This is a genomic window from Rhodophyticola sp. SM2404, from assembly GCF_053570515.1.
The window spans coordinates 156,961-176,171 of sequence record NZ_JBSEDL010000002.1; the positions used below are offsets into that span (position 1 = coordinate 156,961).

Annotated in this window: 16 protein-coding genes; 11 read left to right on the plus strand and 5 right to left on the minus strand. The window is 59.4% G+C overall.

Annotated elements, in window-relative coordinates; translation table 11 throughout:
• The first annotated feature begins 61 nt into the window (after positions 1 to 61).
• Positions 62 to 493: a DUF1489 family protein gene (locus ACTYEO_RS03725; protein WP_449322372.1), complete on the plus strand. Its 432-nt coding sequence runs from the start codon at positions 62 to 64 to the stop codon at positions 491 to 493.
• A 10-nt stretch (positions 494 to 503) separates the two neighbouring features.
• Here the strand turns inward: ACTYEO_RS03725 and hisG are convergent, their stop codons facing one another.
• Genes hisG through hisS form a run of 3 tightly spaced genes read right to left on the minus strand, consistent with a single transcriptional unit; the run spans position 504 to position 3,783 of the window.
• Positions 504 to 1,199, minus strand: a complete 696-nt coding sequence (gene hisG, locus ACTYEO_RS03730) for an ATP phosphoribosyltransferase (RefSeq protein WP_449322373.1) — start codon at positions 1,197 to 1,199, stop codon at positions 504 to 506.
• On the minus strand, positions 1,196 to 2,305 hold the full coding sequence (locus ACTYEO_RS03735; protein WP_449322374.1) for an ATP phosphoribosyltransferase regulatory subunit: 1,110 nt from the start codon (positions 2,303 to 2,305) through the stop codon (positions 1,196 to 1,198). Before ACTYEO_RS03735 ends, hisG begins: the two co-directional genes overlap by 4 nt.
• Positions 2,302 to 3,783 (minus strand): histidine--tRNA ligase, encoded by a 1,482-nt coding sequence (gene hisS / locus ACTYEO_RS03740; RefSeq protein WP_449322375.1) that lies wholly within the window; start codon positions 3,781 to 3,783, stop codon positions 2,302 to 2,304. The genes ACTYEO_RS03735 and hisS overlap by 4 nt, the downstream gene beginning before the upstream one ends.
• Positions 3,784 to 3,903: 120 nt before the next feature.
• On the opposite strand from hisS, the gene ACTYEO_RS03745 reads away from it, so the two are divergent.
• Positions 3,904 to 4,107: a SlyX family protein gene (locus tag ACTYEO_RS03745; RefSeq protein ID WP_449322376.1), complete on the plus strand. Its 204-nt coding sequence runs from the start codon at positions 3,904 to 3,906 to the stop codon at positions 4,105 to 4,107.
• 55 nt (positions 4,108 to 4,162) lie between these two features.
• On the opposite strand, the gene dnaE is transcribed toward ACTYEO_RS03745, so the two are convergent.
• Positions 4,163 to 7,672: a DNA polymerase III subunit alpha gene (gene dnaE, locus ACTYEO_RS03750; protein WP_449322377.1), complete on the minus strand. Its 3,510-nt coding sequence runs from the start codon at positions 7,670 to 7,672 to the stop codon at positions 4,163 to 4,165.
• A 17-nt stretch (positions 7,673 to 7,689) separates the two neighbouring features.
• Positions 7,690 to 7,812, minus strand: a complete 123-nt coding sequence (locus ACTYEO_RS03755) for a hypothetical protein (protein WP_449322378.1) — start codon at positions 7,810 to 7,812, stop codon at positions 7,690 to 7,692.
• 156 nt (positions 7,813 to 7,968) lie between these two features.
• On the opposite strand from ACTYEO_RS03755, the gene xdhA reads away from it, so the two are divergent.
• The 9 genes from xdhA (at position 7,969) to ACTYEO_RS03800 (ending at position 19,210) form a co-directional block, all read left to right on the plus strand.
• Positions 7,969 to 9,348 carry a xanthine dehydrogenase small subunit gene (gene xdhA, locus ACTYEO_RS03760; protein ID WP_449322379.1) on the plus strand — a complete coding sequence of 460 codons (1,380 nt, stop codon included), beginning with the start codon at positions 7,969 to 7,971 and terminating at the stop codon, positions 9,346 to 9,348.
• Positions 9,345 to 11,765, plus strand: coding sequence for a xanthine dehydrogenase molybdopterin binding subunit (gene xdhB / locus ACTYEO_RS03765; RefSeq protein ID WP_449322380.1), 2,421 nt, complete (start codon positions 9,345 to 9,347; stop codon positions 11,763 to 11,765). The genes xdhA and xdhB overlap by 4 nt, the downstream gene beginning before the upstream one ends.
• Positions 11,762 to 12,526, plus strand: a complete 765-nt coding sequence (gene xdhC, locus ACTYEO_RS03770) for a xanthine dehydrogenase accessory protein XdhC (protein WP_449322381.1) — start codon at positions 11,762 to 11,764, stop codon at positions 12,524 to 12,526. The genes xdhB and xdhC overlap by 4 nt, the downstream gene beginning before the upstream one ends.
• A complete protein-coding gene (locus tag ACTYEO_RS03775) occupies positions 12,523 to 14,052 on the plus strand; it encodes an ABC transporter ATP-binding protein (RefSeq protein ID WP_449322382.1) in 1,530 nt (509 codons plus the stop codon). Before xdhC ends, ACTYEO_RS03775 begins: the two co-directional genes overlap by 4 nt.
• A complete protein-coding gene (locus ACTYEO_RS03780; RefSeq protein WP_449322383.1) occupies positions 14,049 to 15,134 on the plus strand; it encodes an ABC transporter permease in 1,086 nt (361 codons plus the stop codon). The genes ACTYEO_RS03775 and ACTYEO_RS03780 overlap by 4 nt, the downstream gene beginning before the upstream one ends.
• Complete coding sequence (locus tag ACTYEO_RS03785; RefSeq protein WP_449322384.1) at positions 15,131 to 16,051, plus strand: ABC transporter permease; 921 nt, start codon at positions 15,131 to 15,133, stop codon at positions 16,049 to 16,051. The genes ACTYEO_RS03780 and ACTYEO_RS03785 overlap by 4 nt, the downstream gene beginning before the upstream one ends.
• 48 nt (positions 16,052 to 16,099) lie before the next feature.
• On the plus strand, positions 16,100 to 17,179 hold the full coding sequence (locus ACTYEO_RS03790) for a BMP family ABC transporter substrate-binding protein (RefSeq protein WP_449322385.1): 1,080 nt from the start codon (positions 16,100 to 16,102) through the stop codon (positions 17,177 to 17,179).
• A 301-nt stretch (positions 17,180 to 17,480) separates the two neighbouring features.
• Positions 17,481 to 18,563 carry an NAD(P)/FAD-dependent oxidoreductase gene (locus ACTYEO_RS03795; RefSeq protein ID WP_449322386.1) on the plus strand — a complete coding sequence of 361 codons (1,083 nt, stop codon included), beginning with the start codon at positions 17,481 to 17,483 and terminating at the stop codon, positions 18,561 to 18,563.
• Entirely contained in the window at positions 18,560 to 19,210 is a 651-nt protein-coding gene (locus ACTYEO_RS03800) for a DUF938 domain-containing protein (protein ID WP_449322387.1), read from the plus strand. Before ACTYEO_RS03795 ends, ACTYEO_RS03800 begins: the two co-directional genes overlap by 4 nt.
• The last annotated feature ends 1 nt before the right edge of the window (position 19,211 follow it).

The window sequence follows — 19,211 nt, forward strand, 5'->3', positions numbered from 1 at the left end:
TGGTCAACTTGCCGACTCGCTCAAAAAGGTTACCTTATGCGCAACACTTGGGGGTTAACCTGTGGATAAACACATAAACCTAGTAAAACTCTGCGTTGGGGCCGAACGGGTTGAAGACCTTTTGCACTGGCAAAACAACCCGCGCGCCCATGGGCCCGACGGTTTGCCCCGCCACGTCACACGCATGTGGCCCAAGCGCGCCGAGGAAATCCTGAATGGCGGCTCGCTTTATTGGGTGTTCAAAGGATCAGTCCTGTGCCGCCAGCGTGTTCTGCGTCTGGACGAGGTGGATCGCGGTGATGGGATCAGGCGCTGCGGCATTGTGCTTGACCCTGAGGTGATCCGCGTCAGTGCAACCACCAAGCGCCCTTTTCAAGGCTGGCGTTACCTCAAGCCCGAAGACAGCCCGCGCGATCTGCCAAAGGGCCGCGAAAACGAAGAAACCCTGCCGCTGGACTTGCAAAATGCCTTGGCCGAAATCGGCGTATTCTAATGCCAGCGCCTCAGGCGTTTAGGCCAAGCTGGCTCAATAGCCCTGCGAGAGCGGTGCGCTGTGTATCGCCCCATTCAGCATGACGCGCGCGGAACAAAACCGCTTGGCTGCGATGCACCAAGGCGTCATCGAGAATTTTAAGGTGGTTTGCGCGCAGGGTCTCACCCGTTGAGGTGATATCCGCAATCGCCTCGGCCGTGCCGTGAACAACTGTGCCCTCGGTCGCCCCTTGGCTATCAACAAGCTGGTAATCGGCCACGCCCGCCTCACGCAGGTATTCACGCACAAGGCGGTGGTATTTGGTGGCAATGCGCAGGCGGTGGCCATGCATTTCGCGGAAATCTGCTGATGCCGCATCCAGATCATCCAGATTATCGACATCCACCCAGCACCGCGGCACGGCGATAACCAGATCGGCAAAACCGAACCCCATCGGCTCCAATTCCTCGACGGCCTGCTCCCATGCAGGGATTTTTTCGCGCACAAGGTCCGAGCCCGTCACACCAAGATGAATGCGACCCGCTTGCAATTCGCGCGGAATTTCACCCGCCGAGAGCAGCATAAGGGTGACATCGGCACCATTCACTTCGGCAGCATATTCCCGATCTGATCCCGTGCGGCGCATCTCAACGCCCCGCTCGGCAAACCAGTCGAAGGTTTTTTCCATCAATCGGCCCTTGGAGGGCACCCCAAGCCTGACGGTCATGTGTTCCCCTCCCGCTGGCTTATGGCATGGACCAATTCGGGGCGGATCACACCACCCACCGCAGGAATTTCACGCCCGCCGCCGAGCACACGGGTAAGCGCATCATAGCGCCCGCCCGAGGCAACCGGTGGCAGATTGGGGCGATCCTCGGAGATCAGGCCAAAGACGAAGCCGTCATAATATTCCATCGTGGTGCGGCCATAATTGGCCTCGAAAGGCAGTTGCTCGACATCGACGCCTGCGCGACCCAAGGCCTCGATCCGTGCTTCAAGCCGGTCCAGCGCGGGGGTCAGCCCAGATAAATCAACAGCCACATCGCGCAAATGCTCATAGGCATAAGGCAGAGTTTCGCGGATGCCGAGGATTGTATCAAGAACCTCAGCCTCAGATGAGGAAATCATCGCAGCCTCTGCATCTTCTTGAAGAAAACGGATACGGCGGGCGATATCTTCGGGCTTGCGCAAACCGATTTGTGGGCCTTCCGCCTCCAACAAGCTATCAATTCCCGAGGCCGCTTTTTCCAGCAATGCGAGGCGGGAAGCAGGCGGGGCACTGCGGCCCGTGAAGCGGTCCAGCAGGGTGCGGAAACGGCGCGGGCGCCAGATATGACGGCGCAGCGCGCGTTTGCGGCGATCCGAGGTCGTCAGGCTTTCCACAGCCGCCATTAAGATGCCGATATCACCCGTGACAGGGCGCAGGTTCAGCGGCGCAAGCGCCTTGGAGAAGAGCGCGAAGACCTCGGCATCGGCGGCGGCGGGGTTGTCGCGGTCAAACACCTCATAGCCGACCTGCAGATACTCGCTGGCCCGCGCGGCGCTGGCCTCTTGTTTGCGAAACACTTCGCCCAGATAGGTATAGCGCGCAGGCTCAGCCCCTTGGGCCATATGCATCTGCACCACAGGCACCGTGAAATCGGGGCGCATCATCAATTCGCCGCGGTTCGGGTCTTGGGTGGTATAGGCCCGCGCGCGGATGTCTTCGCCGTAAAGATCAAGCAGCGTTTCCGCAGGTTGAAGAACATCCGCCTCCACAGGAACGCCGCCGCTTTCCTGAAGATAGGCAAACAGGCGTTCGCCCTCGGCCCTTATGGCGCGTTTATCGCTCATCCACGGCGGTCCAGAATTGCGCGCACTTCTTGCACAAGATCATCCATCGCCACCTCGCGCTGTGCGGGCTGCGCCTTCCATTCCTCAAGGCTTGCCTCTTGCGCGATTTGCGCGCCCAAGACGAGATCCTTGATCTGCACAACGCCGCGCGCCGCTTCATCCGAGCCTTGAATAATGGCCACGGGGGATTGCCGTTTATCGGCATATTTCAACTGGTTCCCAAAGTTTTTCGGATTGCCCAGATAAACCTCGGCGCGAATGCCTGCGCTGCGAAGGGTCGACACCATCGCCTGATATTCGGCCATGCGGTCGCGGTCCATCACGGTCACAACCACGGGGCCCGCGGTCTCATGGCCGATACGGCCCTTGGCGCGCAATGCGGCAAGCAGCCGGTCCACACCGATGGATACACCTGTTGCTGGCACTTCCTGCCCCGTGAAACGCTTGACCAGATCGTCATAGCGCCCTCCGCCTGCAACCGAGCCAAACTGGCGCGGGCGGCCTTTTTCATCAAGGATTTCGAAGGTCAATTCGGCCTCATAGACGGGCCCTGTATAATAGCCGAGGCCACGCACAACCGATGGATCAATCTCGATGCGGTCAGCGTTATAGCCTTGCGCGGCCAGAAGGGCTGCGATGGTTTCCAGCTCTTCCACGCCTTGCCCGCCAATATCGGAGCCTTGCACCAATTCGCGCAAGCGCGCCACGGTGGCACTGCCTGTATCGCGCTTGGCGGACATGAAGCCCATCACGATCTCGGCCTGATCAGGCGACAGGCCTGCGCCTTTGGTGTAATCGCCGCTTTCATCTTCGCGGCCTTCCCCGAGCAGCGCGCGTACGCCCCCCTCGCCCAAACGGTCCAGCTTGTCGATGGCGCGCAAAACAATGCCACGCGCCTCTTCCTTATCCTCGCCAGCAAGCCCTGCAACCTCAAGCACACCATTGAGAACTTTGCGGTTATTCACACGAACGATGTAATCCCCGCGCGGAATGCCCACAGCCTCAAGCGTGTCCGACAGCATCGCACAAATCTCGGCATCGGCGGCCACGCTAGAGGCGCCGACCGTATCTGCATCGCATTGATAAAACTGGCGGAACCGCCCCGGACCCGGCTTTTCATTGCGCCAGACGGGGCCCATTGTATAGCGGCGGTAAGGGTTGGGCAGATCATTGCGAAACTGTGCCGCGACCCGCGCCAAAGGTGCGGTCATGTCGTAGCGCAAGGCCAGCCAAGCATCATCTTCTTCCCGCCACGCAAAAACACCCGCATTGGGGCGGTCGACATCGGGCAGGAATTTTCCAAGCGCCTCGACCGTTTCGACAGCGGATGTTTCCAAAGGGTCAAACCCGTAGCGATGATAAACTTCGCCGATCTGGCGCAGCATCTCTTGGCGCTCGGTCACCTCGGCACCAAAATAATCACGGAAGCCTTTGGGCGCTTCTGCCTTAGGGCGGGGCTGTTTTTTAACTTTGGCCATAGTCTGTCCTCTGGGTCGCGCGAGATGTAGCGGAGGGGGGCGAAAGGGGCAAGCGGGGGCTGCATATCCCGCGCGATTAGGCGTATAGGATGCAGAAATAGAATGGATGGAGACAAGCGAATGGCAGATCGCATGGAGCTGGAAGAGCAAATGGCCCATCTGGTCCGCGTGGTTGATGACCTCTCGGATGTGGTGGCACGGCAGGATGGCGAGATTGCCAAGCTCACCAAACGGGTCGAGATGCTGATGTCACGCGAGGCCACGCGCGAATTTGATGCAGGCGGCACCGTGCCCTTGGCCGATCAAAAACCGCCACATTGGTAAACCTTGGCCGATCCAGCCGGCGCTGAGGCCGCAGGCAACCGCTTGGGACGGTACCCTAGACTTCCTCGACCGTCATAACCCCGCCCAGACTTTTCAGCGCGCCCTTGATTTGCGGGTTCACGGGGAAATCCTCGCCCAAGAGAACATCCACCTCACCGGGAAGATCGGGATGCATCAGGCACAGATGCACTGGCCCGCGCCCTTTCAGCTTGGCCTCGGGTTTCGCACGCTCCAGAAGGCCCGCAACTGTGGTGATCGCCTCTTGGTCTTCCACGAAGATGCGCAGGCCAGAACCGCCCACATCTGCGACTACGGAGTCGATCGGCTGCACACCACGCGCCAGAAGTTTGAGTTGATCGCTTTCGAATGTTGCCTCGACGGTCAGCACCACATTCGCGCCTGTTTCCAGATGATCGCGTGAAGCCTCCAAGACATCCGAGAACATCACGACCTCAAACAGGCCCGTGGGGTCCGAGAGCTGCACAAAGGCAAAACGGTTGCCGCGCTGGCTTTTACGCTCCTGCCGCGACGAGACAGCACCTGCAAGCTTGGCCGCAAATGCCCCGCCCTGCACACGGTCTTCCACCTCGGCCAAGGTCAGGCAACCGCGCCGTTTCAGGCTTGGCATATAGTCATCCAACGGATGGCCCGAGAGGTAGAAACCGATTGCCATATGCTCATGCGCAAGGCGTTCATTGGGCAGCCAATCGGCGGGGTTCGGCAAACGTGGCTCGGGCAGGTCATCGCCCGCCTCCCCAAAGAGCGACACCTGATTGGAGCCCTTTTGTTCATGGATCGCGGCGGAATAGGCGCTCAATGCATCAAGGCTTTCAAAGACGCGGCGGCGGTTGCGGTCCAACTCGTCAAAGGCCCCTGCGCGCGCCAACATCTCAAGGCTGCGCTTGCCGATCCGCTTCAGATCGCAGCGGCGGGCAAAATCAAACAGCGAGACGAAGGGTTTTTCGCCCCCGTCTTCCATGCGCCGCGCCTCAACGATCATACGCATCGCTTCGACGCCCACATTCTTGAGGCCGCCCAATGCATAGACGACACGCCCCAGATCCACCGTGAAGGTCGCGGCCGAGCGGTTGACGCAAGGCGGGATCGTCTCGATCCCGAGGCGGTCAACTTCCTGCTTATAGACGCTCAGCTTATCGGTCAGATGGATATCGCAATTCATGACAGCCGCCATGAACTCGACGGGGTGATTGGCCTTCAGCCAAGCCGTTTGATAGCTGACCACGGCATAGGCGGCCGCGTGGGATTTGTTGAAGCCGTAATTGGCGAATTTTTCCAGAAGGTCGAACACTTCCGAGGCTTTCGCGGCCTCCACCCCGTTCTCGGCGGCCCCTTTTTCGAATTTGGGGCGCTCGGCATCCATCGCTTCCTTGATCTTTTTACCCATCGCACGGCGCAACAGGTCAGCGCCACCAAGCGAGTAGCCCGCCATGACCTGCGCGATCTGCATCACCTGTTCCTGATAGACGATGATGCCTTGGGTTTCCTCAAGGATATGGTCAATCAGCGGGTGCACCGAGGCGCGATCTTTCAGGCCGTTCTTCACCTCGCAATAGGTGGGGATATTCTCCATCGGGCCGGGGCGGTAGAGGGCCACAAGCGCCACGATATCCTCGATACAGGTGGGTTTCATGCGCCGCAGCGCATCCATCATGCCCGAGCTTTCAACTTGGAACACCGCCACCGTCTTGGCCGAGGCATAAAGCTCATAGGTCGGCACATCATCCAGCGGGATCAGGTTGATCTGGTTCTCGGCCCCCTCAGCCGGCGCATAGAGTTCCGAGCCATCAGGCCCGATATGCAGATCACGCCCCGAGGCATGGATCAGATCAATCGCGTTTTGCACAACCGTCAGGGTTTTGAGGCCCAGAAAGTCGAATTTCACGAGGCCCGCAGGCTCCACCCATTTCATGTTGAATTGGGTCGCGGGCATATCCGAGCGCGGATCTTGATAGAGCGGCACCAATTCATCCAGCGGACGATCACCAATCACCACACCCGCCGCATGGGTTGATGCATTGCGCAGCAAGCCCTCGACCTTCATGCCGTAATTGAGCAATCGGTCCACCACTTCTTCGCTGCGCGCGGCCTCGCGCAGGCGATCTTCTTGTATAAGAGCTTGCTGGATCGAGACGGGTTTCACCCCTTCCACAGGGATCATCTTGGACAGTTTATCAACCTGACCGAAGGGCAGTTGCAAAACACGGCCCACATCGCGCACGGCCGCTTTTGACAAAAGCGCACCGAAGGTGATGATCTGCGCAACCCTGTCGCGGCCATATTTTTCCTGCACATATTGGATCACTTCCTCACGACGATCCATGCAGAAGTCGATGTCGAAATCCGGCATCGAGACACGTTCGGGGTTGAGGAAACGTTCAAACAGCAGGCTATAGCGCAGCGGATCAAGGTCGGTGATGGTCAGCGCATAGGCCACCAACGAGCCCGCGCCCGAACCACGGCCCGGCCCGACCGGAATATCGTGGTCCTTGGACCATTTGATGAAATCCGCAACGATCAGGAAATATCCCGGAAAGCCCATGCCTTCGATGATATCCAATTCGAAATCGAGGCGTTTTTGATACTCTTCGACCGAGGCCGCATGCGGGATAACGGCAAGGCGGGCTTGCAGGCCTTCATTGGATTGACGGCGAAGCTCCTCCACCTCGTTCTCGGCGAATTTCGGCAGGATCGGATCATGGGTGCGCGCCCGAAAGGCGCAGCGCTGTGCAATCTCGACGGTGTTTTCCAAAGCCTCGGGCAGGTCCGCGAAAAGCGCGGCCATTTCCTCGGGTGTTTTGAAGTAATGCTGCGGCGTCAATCGGCGGCGCGGCTCCTGCTGATCGACATAGGCGCCCTCGGCGATGCAAATCAGCGCGTCATGGGCCTCATACATATCAGATTCGGGGAAATAGACGTCATTCGTGGCCACAAGCGGCAAAGCCAGCGCATAGGCCAACTCGACATGTCCGGGTTCCGAGAGGCGCTCAGCCTCTGGCAGCCCCCCCTCTTCGGGATGGCGTTGCAGTTCCACATAAAGGCGCTGCGGGAATATCGCGGATAATTGCTTTAATAGCGCCTCGGCCTTGCCGCGATTGCCCGTCTGCAACAGCCGCCCCACAGGCCCGTCAGGCCCACCCGTCAGGCAAATCAGGCCTGTGTTTTGCGCCTCAAGCTCTGCGGGCGTGATATGGGGCAGCGTTCCATCTCCACGCAGATAGAGATTGGAATTGAGCTTCATCAGGTTGCGATAGCCCGCCTCGTTCTGTGCCAAGAGAACAAGACCTGCAGGGGGTTTGGCGCGTTCGCCTTGGGCGACCTGCTCGTATTCAAGATCGATCTGGCACCCGATAATGGGCTGAACACCCGCTTTTGCCGCTGTCTCGGAAAACTCCAGCGCGCAGAACATATTATTCGTATCCGTCACCGCCACTGCAGGCATTTTGGCATTGGCCACCATGTCAGGCAGTTTCTTGACCCGCATCGCCCCTTCAAGAAGCGAATATTCGGTGTGAAGGCGGAGATGGATGAATCGAGGTTTGCTCATGCGCCAAGGCTAGGCGCTCAGCGCGTCAGAAGGAAGGGGTGCGCCGTGAATTTCGCGCCAAGACTGCCAGCCGTTCCAGCCCCCAAGTTTGGGAAGCCAAGCACAAAGCCCGCCCGCCACATCGCACAAGTTTTAGGCATTTGCGCAAAGATGGGTAATTCGCGAAGGGCGCAAAGCTTGCATTGCGCGGCAAAACTGGCTTTTCTATTCGAGGTCCCACAAGACAGAGGCCGCCTTCTACGCCGCATCGAAGGTAGGATGACCACCTCGGAAAAGGTAACGCGGCGGATTTCCATATGACGATCCGGTTTCTTCTCAATGGAGAACCTCAGGAGGTGGCGTGTGATCCGACGCGCACGCTTCTTGATTGGTTGCGCGAAGAGCGTGGGCTGACAGGCACCAAGGAGGGCTGCAACGAGGGCGATTGTGGAGCCTGCACCGTGATGGTGCAAAGTGAAACAGGCGAGGCCCGCGCGCTGAATGCCTGTATCCTGTTCCTACCCCAGATCGACGGCATGGCGCTAACCAGCGTAGAGGGCGTGGCCGCCCCCGATGGCGCTTTGCATCCCGTCCAAGACGCCATGATCACCCATCATGGCAGCCAATGCGGTTTCTGCACCCCCGGTTTTATCGTGTCGATGGCGACAGCCCATCTCAATGGCGACACCGATCATGATGACCAATTGGCGGGCAATCTGTGCCGTTGCACAGGTTATGCACCGATTATCCGCGCAGCCAAGGCGGCGGAAAACGCGGCGAAAGCCGATTGGCTCACACCCGACTTCTCGCAACTGAGTGGCTCGGGTGCGGGGGGCACCTCGGCTTTCGTTCCGCAATCAGGTAATGAATTGGCCCATTGGTATGAGGCCCACCCCGATGCGACCTTGATCGCGGGGGCCACGGATGTGGGGCTTTGGGTGACAAAGCAGTTTCGCGAGTTTGGGGATATTGCCTTCCTGAACCGCTGCGACGACCTCAAAACCATCGCGCAGCAGAACGGCATGATCCGCATCGGTGCGATGGTCACCATCGCCAAACTGCGCGAGGTATTGGCCGATAGACATCCCAGCTTTTCAGAGATGCTGCGCCGATACGGATCGCAGCAAGTGCGCAATGCCGCTACGATTGGCGGGAATATCGCCAATGGCTCCCCGATCGGAGACAGCCCTCCTGCCCTGATCGCCTTGGGCGCGCGGCTGCATCTGCGCAAAGGCAATGCCCGACGCGAGATCGCGCTTGAGGATTTCTTTATCGATTATGGCAAACAGGATCGCGCAAAGGGCGAATTTGTCGAAGCGGTCTCGATCCCCGTGCAGTCGGATCATTTGCATGTGTTCAAAATCTCCAAACGCTTTGATCAGGATATTTCGGCGGTGTGCGGGGCGTTTCATATCCGCGTTGCAGATGGCGTGGTGCAGGAGGCCCGCATTGCCTTTGGCGGCATGGCAGGCATTCCAAAACGCGCCCGCCATGTTGAGGCCGCGCTGATCGGTCAGCCCGCAACCGCCGAGACGGTCCAAGCAGCGCAAGCGGAATTTGCCAAGGATTTCCAACCGCTCTCGGATATGCGGGCCTCGGCGACATATCGGCTTGAGACGGCCCAAGCGATGTTGGAGCGCTGTTTTCCAGAGCTTGCCATGAAGAAGGCCCATCATGTCTTGGAGGTGCGGGTATGAGCGTTCACAAACCCCTGCCCCATGATGCAGCCAAGCTCCATGTCACGGGCGAGGCACGATATATTGACGATATCCCATTGCCCCAAGGCGCGGTGCATCTGGCCTTTGGCCTCTCGAGCATCGCGAAGGGCAAAATAGCCACGCTGGACCTTGCGCCAGTGCGCGCCGCTGACGGGGTATTGGAGGTGCTATCGGCACAGGATTTCGACACCATCCCAGATTGCAGCCCCTCGGCCCATGACGAGCCGCTTTTATCGGATGGGGAAATCCATTTTGCGGGTCAGCCGATATTTCTGGTGATCGCAAAAAGCCATCTTGCGGCCCGCAAAGCCGCGCGTTTGGCGAAGGTCACCTATGAAGAAGATACCCCAATATTGAGCATTGAGGATGCGATGCAGGCGGGCTCGATCTTTGAAGATGGGCCACGCATCTATACCAAAGGCGATATCGACACCGCTTTGACCAAAGCAACGCATCTGGTGGAAAGCTCCTTTGACATTGGCGGGCAGGAGCATTTCTACCTTGAAGGGCAAACAGCTTTGGCTCTACCGCAGGAAGGCGGGGATATGGTGGTGCATTCCTCCAGCCAGCATCCGACCGAAATCCAGCATAAGGTGGCCGATGCTTTGGGGCAGTCGATGCATTCGGTCAGGGTAGAGGTCCGGCGGATGGGGGGCGGTTTTGGCGGAAAAGAAAGCCAAGGTAACCATCTTGCCATTGCCTGCGCCATCGCGGCCGCACGCATGGGCCGCCCCGCGAAAATGCGCTATGACCGCGATGATGATTTCATCATCACGGGCAAGAGACATGATTTCAGGATCACTTACCGCGCGGGGTTTGATGCAGCGGGCCAGATTTTGGGGGTCGATTTCACCCATTATGCGCGCTGCGGATGGGCAATGGACCTATCTTTGCCTGTAGCCGATCGCGCGATGCTGCATGCCGATAATGCCTATCTGCTGCCCAATGCGCGGATCACCTCGCATAGGCTCAAGACCAATACGCAAAGTGCCACGGCTTTTCGTGGTTTTGGCGGGCCGCAAGGCATGGTTGGCATCGAGCGGGTGATGGATCATGCCGCCCAAGTGATCGGCATGGATGCTTTGGAGTTGAGGCGCCTCAATTATTACCGCTCCGCAAGCTCTGATCTTCGTATTTCTGGAAAGATGAAAGACGGGGTCGTGGATATGGGGGCGGTTAAGGGTCAGGGGGCTGTGAAGCTCGAGACGGGCTCAGGCCATGCCGCCCGATTTGGCGGGGCGCATTCCCCTGTGCCACTGGATTTGGCAAATACCACGCCTTACGGGCAGGAGGTCACGGATTTCATCTTGCAGGATATGACCGAAGCGCTGGCCGAATCCTGCGATTATGCGGAGCGGAAAAAGGCAGTAGCGGCGTGGAATGCCGCGGAGCCGATCCTGAAGAAAGGGATTGCGCTGACGCCCGTGAAATTCGGGATTTCATTTACCCTGACCCATCTCAACCAAGCGGGCGCTTTGGTGCATGTGTATCAGGATGGCTCCATCCATATGAACCATGGCGGCACAGAAATGGGTCAGGGCTTGTTCCAGAAGGTGGCGCAAGTCGCGGCTGCGCGGTTCGGGGTCGGGCTGGAGCGCGTGAAAATCACGGCGACCGATACGGGCAAAGTGCCCAATACATCGGCCACGGCGGCCTCGAGCGGGTCGGATTTGAACGGGATGGCCGTTCAGGCGGCCTGTGACACGATCAGGGCGCGGATCGCCGAAGTCGTGGCGCCTGAGCTGCGAGCCAAAGCGTCAGAACTGGTCTTTGAAAATGGTATGGTGCGGGCGAGCGCTGCTGAAATGCCCTTTGAGGAGGCTGTTGCGAAAACCTATCAGGCCCGCGTCAGCTTGAGTGCTGCGGGGTTTTATAAAACGCCCGAAATCGCTTGGGACAGGATCGCCGGAAAGGGCATGCCGTTTTTCTATTTTGCCTATGGCGCGGCTTGCTCGGAGGTGGTGATTGACACTCGCACTGGCGAGAACCGCATTTTGCGCACGGATATCTTGCATGATTGCGGCGCCAGCCTGAACCCTGCTTTGGATATTGGCCAGATCGAGGGCGGTTTTGTGCAAGGTGCCGGCTGGCTGACCACCGAGGAGCTGGTTTGGGATGACAAAGGCGTGCTGCGCACCCATGCGCCGTCCACCTATAAAATTCCTGCCTGCTCGGATCGCCCTGATATTTTCAATGTGGCGCTTTGGGATGGTGAAAATGCGCAAGCCACGATCTACCGCTCCAAGGCCGTGGGCGAGCCGCCTTTTATGTTGGGCATCAGCGTCTGGTCTGCCTTGAGCGATGCCTGCTGCGCGGCGGGGCCCAATTGGCCCGATTTGCAAGCCCCCGCCACGGCCGAGGCCGTTCTGGCGGCTGTCAGGAGAGCGGCCGCATGACGGGCATTTTGGTGACCATTTTATCAAGCGCGGGCTCCACGCCTCGCGATACAGGCACCCAGATGTTTGTGCATCCCGATGGGTTCGAGGGCACAATCGGCGGCGGCGCATTGGAATGGGAGGCGCTGCGCACCGCACGGCAGATGCTGGCCGATGGGAAGACCCGTACCGAGCGCCAGATCGCCCTTGGCCCCGCGCTCGGGCAATGCTGCGGAGGGGCGGTGACGCTGTTATTCGAAGCGGCATCGGGGTTGAGCCCGCGTGAGGGGCAAGCGCTATGGATTTGGGGCGCAGGCCATGTGGGCCGCGCTTTGGTTGAGGTTCTCCATCCGCTCCCTGATTTTGCGATCACTTGGGTGGATACTGGCCCCGCGCGGTTTCCCGACCACATCCCTGACGGGGTAGTGCAACTGGTAGCGGCGGAGCCCGCACGCGCGATGGCCCATGCGCCAATCGATGCCGAACATCTGATCGTGACCTATAGCCACGAGATTGATCTCGCGCTCTGCCATGCCGCCCTTTTGCGCGGTTTCACCTCTTGCGGTGTGATTGGCTCAGATACGAAATGGGCGCGTTTCAAATCTCGGCTCCGCCAGCTCGGGCATGAAGATGCACAAATTTCACGCATATGCTGCCCAATCGGGCTGCCAAACCTCGGGAAACACCCGAGAGCCATTGCGATAGGCGTGGCCTCTCGTCTACTCAGTGATCCGATGCATAAGAATCTGGCAGACACGGCAGCCCGCGAGGGTCTAGCATGAGCGCGGCCCTTTTGGAGATCAAAGGGCTGACCAAGGCCTATCCCGGCGTTGTCGCGAATGACGATGTCTCTTTCCAGATCAAGCCCGGTGAAGTGCATGCCTTGTTGGGTGAAAACGGGGCGGGTAAGTCCACCCTCGTCAAGATGATCTATGGCCTTGTGCGCCCTGATGCGGGCGAGATGCGCCTGAAGGGCGATGGTTTCGCGCCGCTCGAGCCGCGCGCGGCGCGGGCTGCGGGCGTGGCGATGGTGTTTCAGCATTTCAGCCTGTTCGAGGCGCTCAATGTCGCCGAGAATGTAGCGCTTGGCATGGAGAACCCGCCCAAGCCGCGTGATCTTGCCAAGCAAATCCGCGATGTCAGCGAAACCTATGGCCTGCCGCTTGATCCCGATAGGCTGGTGGGCGAATTGAGCGCGGGCGAGCGCCAGCGGGTCGAGATTATCCGCTGTCTGCTGCAAGACCCCAAACTGCTGATCATGGATGAGCCAACCAGTGTTTTGACCCCTCAGGAGGTCGAGATTCTGTTCCAGACGCTGCGCAAGCTGTCGGCCGAGGGCACGGCGATTTTATATATCTCGCATAAGCTCGAAGAAATCCGCGCGCTCTGCGATGAGGCCACGATCCTGCGGCTTGGCAAGGTTGTGGCGACCTGTACGCCCCGCGATGTATCAGCCGCGCATATGGCCGAATTGATGGTCGGAAAATCACTGGCGACGCCTGCACGCGCGGCCAGCGATGCGGGCGAGGTTTTGCTTGGTGTGTCGGAATTGAGCTTGTCGCCCGCCACCCCTTTTGGCACTCCTTTGCGCGATATCTCCTTTGAGGTGCGCGCGGGCGAGGTTTTGGGGATCGGCGGGGTTGCGGGCAATGGGCAAGATGAATTGCTGGCCGCACTATCTGGCGAGGTGAAAACTAGGGCAGGCGCTGTCAATTTGAATGGCATCTCCATCAGCGGGCTTGGCCCGAATGCGCGCCGCAAGGCGGGGCTGCTTTGCGCGCCCGAGGAAAGGCTTGGCCATGCCGCCGCCCCTGATATGAGCCTGACAGAAAACGCCGTGCTGACGGCGCGGGTCAGGCTGGGTTTGGACCAGAAGGGTTTTGTGAACTGGGCAGGCGCGAAGAGTTTCGCACAGCAGGTTATCCAGCAATTCGACGTGCGCACGCCAAGTGCTGATGTGGCGGCACGGGCCTTATCTGGCGGCAATTTGCAGAAATTCGTGATTGGGCGAGAAATCTTGCAGAACCCAACGGTTCTGATTGTGAACCAGCCGACATGGGGCGTCGATGCAAGTGCCGCGGCCGCGATCCGACAGGCCCTGCTGGATCTGGCGCAAGGTGGCGCGGCGGTTGTTGTGATCAGCCAAGACCTTGATGAATTGCTGGAGGTCTCCGACAGGTTCTGTGCGCTGAATGAAGGGCGGCTATCCGAGCCGCGCCCTGCACGTGGGCTGACCATGGAAGAGATCGGGCTGATGCTTGGCGGCGCGCATGACTTGCAAGGCGTCGAGAGCGGGGTGGTCGCATGATCAGGCTTGTCAAACGCCCCGCCCCCTCGCGGCTTTGGAGCCTTGCCACCCCCGTTGTAGCGGTGATCCTGACAATGATCGCGGGCGGCATCATGTTTGCGGCTTTGGGCAAAGACCCGTTCGAGGCGATCCGCGTGATCTTCTGGGACCCTCTGTTTCATGAACGCTTTGCCAGTTATTCGCGCCCGCAGCTTTTGATCAAGGCAGGGCCGCTGATCCTTATCGCAATCGGTTTGAGCCTCGGGTTTCGGGCGGGCATCTGGAATATTGGGGCCGAGGGGCAATATATCATCGGCGCGATTTGTGGCGCGGGTTTCGGGCTGGCCTTCTACCCCTCCGAGAACCCACTGATCTTTCCGGGAATGGTGATAGCCGGCGCGCTTGGGGGGTGGGCTTGGGCCATGATCCCTGCGATTTTGAAAACGCGTTTTCGGACGAATGAAATTCTGGTCTCGCTGCTGCTTGTCTATGTGGCGGAGGCCATTCTGGCGACGGCAGCCACTGGCTTTTTACGCAATCCGGAAGGCTCGGGCTTTCCAGGCAGCCGCAATCTGGCGCGCCATGCGGGAACCGACAACCCTGAATTGATCGCCAATACGGGCATGCATTGGGGGGTTGTCGCGGCCTTCATCGCTGTGATCGCGGCCTATGTGCTGCTGAACCGCCATATCTTGGGCTACCAGATCAAGCTTGCGGGCCAAGCCCCGCGCGCGGCCCGTTTTGCGGGTGTGAACCCGACACGCCTGATCATCCTATGCCTTGGCGTCTCGGGGGCTTTGGCGGGCATGGCGGGCTTGTTCGAGGTCTCAGGCCCTGCGGGGCAGATCAGCATTGATTTCGGTGTCGGCTATGGCTTTACGGCGATCATCGTGGCCTTTCTGGGGCGGCTACATCCCGTGGGGATTTTGCTGGCAGGCCTGCTGATGGCGCTGACCTATATCGGCGGTGAGCTGGCGCAATTGATGCTGGGGGTTCCTGCAAGCGCAATTCAGGCCTTTCAGGGGATGCTTTTGTTCTTCCTTCTGGCGCTGGACGTCTTGTCGAATTACCGCATCACATTCGGCGCGGAGGCCAAGGCATGATTGATCCCGTCACGCTTATTGTGGCCCTAATCGCCGCATCTACGCCGATCCTGCTGGCGGCGATCGGGGAATTGGTGGTCGAAAAGTCAGGCGTGCTGAACCTCGGGGTTGAGGGGATGATGATCATGGGCGCGGTCTGCGGTTTTGCGATTGCGGTCAATACAGGCTCACCTTGGATCGGCTTTGTGGCGGGTGCCATTGGCGGGGCGGCCTTATCGATGATTTTTGCCTTCCTGACCCAAGTACTGCTGTCAAATCAGGTGGCGACAGGGCTGGCGCTGACCTTGTTCGGGCTTGGCCTCGCCTCACTGATTGGCGAGGGGTATTCTGGCATCAACCCGCCATTGACGCCCGACCTCTTCCCGCAAGCGATGCGCGAGATCCCTGTGATCGGGCCAATCCTGTTTGGCCATGACATCATCATCTATTTCTCGATCCTCTTGGTCGCGGCGGTGTGGGTCTTTCTGTATTCAACCCGCGCAGGGCTGATCCTGCGTGCGGTTGGCGAAAGCCATGATGCCGCACATGCCTTGGGCTATAAGGTCATCCGCATCCGCTTTATGGCCATCGCTTTTGGCGGAGCCTGTGCGGGGCTTGGCGGGGCCTATCTCAGCCTTGTACGCGTGCCCTCATGGACCGAAGGCATGACCGCAGGCGCAGGCTGGATTGCGCTGGCCATCGTGGTCTTTGCAAGCTGGAAACCATGGCGCGCGCTGATCGGCGCGTATCTGTTTGGCGGCATTGCGGCCCTTCAATTGCGCCTGCAAGCCGCCGAAATCAGCGTGCCCGTCTGGGTGCTGGACTCTTCGCCCTATATCGTGACGATCATCGTTCTTGTGATCATCTCTTCCGACAAAACACGCTCCGCGCTCAATGCGCCTGCCGCTTTGGGGCGTGTTTTCCATTCGACCCGATAACTGCTTTAAACTATCTAAAACACCACAATCCAACTTGGAGGATACTCAATGAAAACCATGACGAAACTTCTTGCCTCAGCCGCGCTGGCCATCGGCGTTGCAGGCAGCGCCACTGCGCAAGACGACCCGTTTCAGGTCGGCTTTGTCTATGTCGGCACAGTCGGTGACCTTGGCTGGACCTATGAGCATGATCAGGGCCGCTTGGCCGTGGAAGAAGCCTATGGCGATGCCGTTGAAACCACATTCGTGGAAGCCGTACCCGAAGGCGCCGATGCCGAGCGTGTGATGACCCAGATGGTGCTTAACGGTGCCGATATGATCTTCACGACATCCTTTGGTTATATGGACCCGACAAATAACGTCGCGGGCCAATTCCCTGATGTCTATTTCGAGCATGCCACAGGCTATCGCCGCGACCATGACAACGTCTCGACCTATTCGGCGCGTTTCTATGAAGGCCGTTCCGTCATCGGCCATATCGCGGGCCATATGACCGAGAGCAATGTCATCGGCTATATCGCGTCCTACCCGATCCCCGAAGTTATCCGTGGCATCAACTCGGCTTATCTCGCAGCCAAAGCGGTGAACCCCGATGTGGAAATGCGCGTTGTGTGGGCCTTCACGTGGTTTGACCCAGCCGCTGAAGCCGATGCAGCACAGGCGCTGATCGATGCAGGCGTCGATGTCATGATGCAGCACACCGACTCCACAGCGCCTCAGACGGTTGCTCAAGAAGCGGGCATCATCTCCTTTGGTCAAGCCTCGGATATGTATCAATTCGCACCTGCGCCACGCGTCTCCTCGATCATCGATGATTGGGGCCCCTATTACGTGCGCCGCGTTGGTGAAGCGATGGAAGGCACCTATGAGCAATCCGATGTCTGGGAAGGCATTGCAGAAGGCATGGTCGAAATCGGCGAGATGACCGAGACCATCCCAGAAGAGGTCCGCGCCTCCGCCACCGCTTTGATGGAAGCGATCGCTGCAGGCGAGGTGCATTCCTTCACTGGCCCGATCCACCGCCAAGACGGCTCGGTCTGGCTGGCCGAAGGCGAGACAGCCGATGACGGCACCTTGCTTGGCATGGATTTCTACGTTGAGGGCATCACTGGCGATATCCCCAACTGAGCCTTCGCCAGATAATGAATTGGAGAGGCCCGCCATCGGCGGGCCTTTTCTTTTTTACGGCGTCTATAGGCTGCGCCGAGGGCAGCTGCGCGGGACGAAGCGCATCGCGCCCGAACCGAGGGGAGGGCGAGAAGCGCCCGCCCCGTGGGGGCGGTTCGGGCGCTGCCCGTGCTTTGCACGGGCAATTTGGATAGTCGCTGCATCCGTCATTCTGACCTCAAGACCAGCCCTTCGCTGCCGTGACACGAATGTTGGGTTTGCCCCCTTGAAACTCCCCCCGCCAGCATGCAGCAGTTCCAGCATGACTTATGATTTCATAATTATCGGCGGCGGCATTGCTGGCACATCTGCGGCGGCGCGGCTTTCGCATTTGGGGACGGTTCTTCTGCTCGAGGCCGAGCCTGCCTTGGCCTATCACGCCTCGGGCCGCTCGGCGGCTTTGTTCGAGGCCAATTACGGACATCCCGTCACGGTCGAGCTGAACAAGGCCTCGAAAGACTATCACATGAGCGTCAATGGCGGCGTGCTGAGCCCGCGTGGTTTGATGTTTCTGGGCGGTGCCGAGGATAGCGCGCAATTCGCACGCGATGTGAAGACCATGCATCTCAACGAGATCACGGTGGATGAAGCGATCGCCATGGTGCCGATCCTCAACCCCGATCATGTGACCCATGCCGCCCATCATCATGCGTCTTGGGATATCGACACTGATTTGCTGATCCAAAATTTTGTCAAAGAAGCGCGTGGCAACGGGGCCGAGATCCTTAGTAGCGCTGAGGTCAGCGCAATCTCCAAGGATGGCGCGCTTTGGCAGGTTACGGCCAAGACAGGCCAATACACCGCGCGCATGCTGGTTAATGCGGCAGGCGCTTGGGTCAATGAAATCGCGCAGATGGCAGGTGTTGCAAGCCCCGGATTTTCGCCTTTGCGCCGCTCCATGGCGCGGATGCCTGCGCCCGGTGGTCATGACGTCAGCGGCTGGCCCATGCTGATCGGCGCAGGCGAGGCTTGGTATGCCAAACCCGATGCAGGCGCTTGGATCGTCTCTCCTGCTGAGGAAGACCCCGTCGATGCCCCGCATGATGCATGGGCCGATGATATGGTCTTGGCCGAGGGGATCGCGCGCTATCAGGAATGTGTGACAGAAGAGGTCACGCGCATCACCTCGACTTGGGCGGGCTTGCGCACCTTTGCGCCCGACAGGGCTTTGGTGATCGGGCGGGCCAATGATGATCCGTCTTTCTTATGGTTCGCAGGGCAAGGCGGCTACGGATTCCAGACAGCCCCCGCAGGCAGCCAGCTTTTGGCCGATATCGTGGCTGAGCGCACCTCCGAGCTTGCGCCAGAGGTCGTGGCGGGGCTGTCGCCCGCGCGCTTCGCATGAGCCGCACGCTAAACCTGCCCGATGCCCCGCAGCCCGAGACGGACGGACGGATGTCTGCCCCCTCAGCCCTGCGAAATCGCGAGAGCATCGCCCATGCCATGAAAGCGCATGCCCCGCACCAAGGACGTGCCTTGGAGATTGCTTCGGGCACGGGCGAGCATGTGATCCATCTGGCAGCAGTAATGCCAGATATCGAGTGGCACCCCACCGATCTGGACGCGCAGCGGCTGGTCTCGATCAAAGCATGGGTAGAGGCCGAGGGGCTGCCCAATATCCTGCCGCCTCAACACCTCGATGCGGCCCAATCGGGTTGGGCGCAAAGGCATGACCCTTTTGACGTGATCTTGATTGTGAACCTGCTGCATCTGATCTCGGACAGCGAAGCAGGTGTCATTCTGAACGAGATCGGGCAGGCTTTGGCCACTGGCGGGGTGGCCTTTATTTACGGGCCGTTCCTGCGCGACGGGATCGCCACCAGCGAAGGCGATGCGGCCTTCGATGCCAGCCTACGCGCGCAGGACCCGATGATCGGCTATAAGGATGTCAGCAATATCGAGGCCCACCTGAACGCGGCGGGCCTTGCGCGGCTGACCCGCCTCGAGATGCCTGCCAATAACCTGATGCTTGCCTTCGAAAAGCCGAGCTAAC

Excerpts from the sequence above, each read along its gene's own strand:
- ACTYEO_RS03785 (WP_449322384.1), top strand. The coding sequence starts at position 15,131 with ATGATTGATCCCGTCACGCTTATTGTGGCCCTAATCGCCGCATCTACG.
- xdhA (WP_449322379.1), top strand. The coding sequence starts at position 7,969 with ATGACGATCCGGTTTCTTCTCAATGGAGAACCTCAGGAGGTGGCGTGT.
- hisS (WP_449322375.1), bottom strand. The coding sequence starts at position 3,783 with ATGGCCAAAGTTAAAAAACAGCCCCGCCCTAAGGCAGAAGCGCCCAAA.
- ACTYEO_RS03745 (WP_449322376.1), top strand. The coding sequence starts at position 3,904 with ATGGCAGATCGCATGGAGCTGGAAGAGCAAATGGCCCATCTGGTCCGC.
- ACTYEO_RS03755 (WP_449322378.1), bottom strand. The coding sequence starts at position 7,812 with ATGCCTAAAACTTGTGCGATGTGGCGGGCGGGCTTTGTGCTTGGCTTC.
- ACTYEO_RS03800 (WP_449322387.1), top strand. The coding sequence starts at position 18,560 with ATGAGCCGCACGCTAAACCTGCCCGATGCCCCGCAGCCCGAGACGGAC.
- xdhC (WP_449322381.1), top strand. The coding sequence starts at position 11,762 with ATGACGGGCATTTTGGTGACCATTTTATCAAGCGCGGGCTCCACGCCT.
- xdhB (WP_449322380.1), top strand. The coding sequence starts at position 9,345 with ATGAGCGTTCACAAACCCCTGCCCCATGATGCAGCCAAGCTCCATGTC.
- hisG (WP_449322373.1), bottom strand. The coding sequence starts at position 1,199 with ATGACCGTCAGGCTTGGGGTGCCCTCCAAGGGCCGATTGATGGAAAAA.
- dnaE (WP_449322377.1), bottom strand. The coding sequence starts at position 7,672 with ATGAGCAAACCTCGATTCATCCATCTCCGCCTTCACACCGAATATTCG.
- ACTYEO_RS03735 (WP_449322374.1), bottom strand. The coding sequence starts at position 2,305 with ATGAGCGATAAACGCGCCATAAGGGCCGAGGGCGAACGCCTGTTTGCC.
- ACTYEO_RS03780 (WP_449322383.1), top strand. The coding sequence starts at position 14,049 with ATGATCAGGCTTGTCAAACGCCCCGCCCCCTCGCGGCTTTGGAGCCTT.
- ACTYEO_RS03775 (WP_449322382.1), top strand. The coding sequence starts at position 12,523 with ATGAGCGCGGCCCTTTTGGAGATCAAAGGGCTGACCAAGGCCTATCCC.
- ACTYEO_RS03790 (WP_449322385.1), top strand. The coding sequence starts at position 16,100 with ATGAAAACCATGACGAAACTTCTTGCCTCAGCCGCGCTGGCCATCGGC.
- ACTYEO_RS03795 (WP_449322386.1), top strand. The coding sequence starts at position 17,481 with ATGACTTATGATTTCATAATTATCGGCGGCGGCATTGCTGGCACATCT.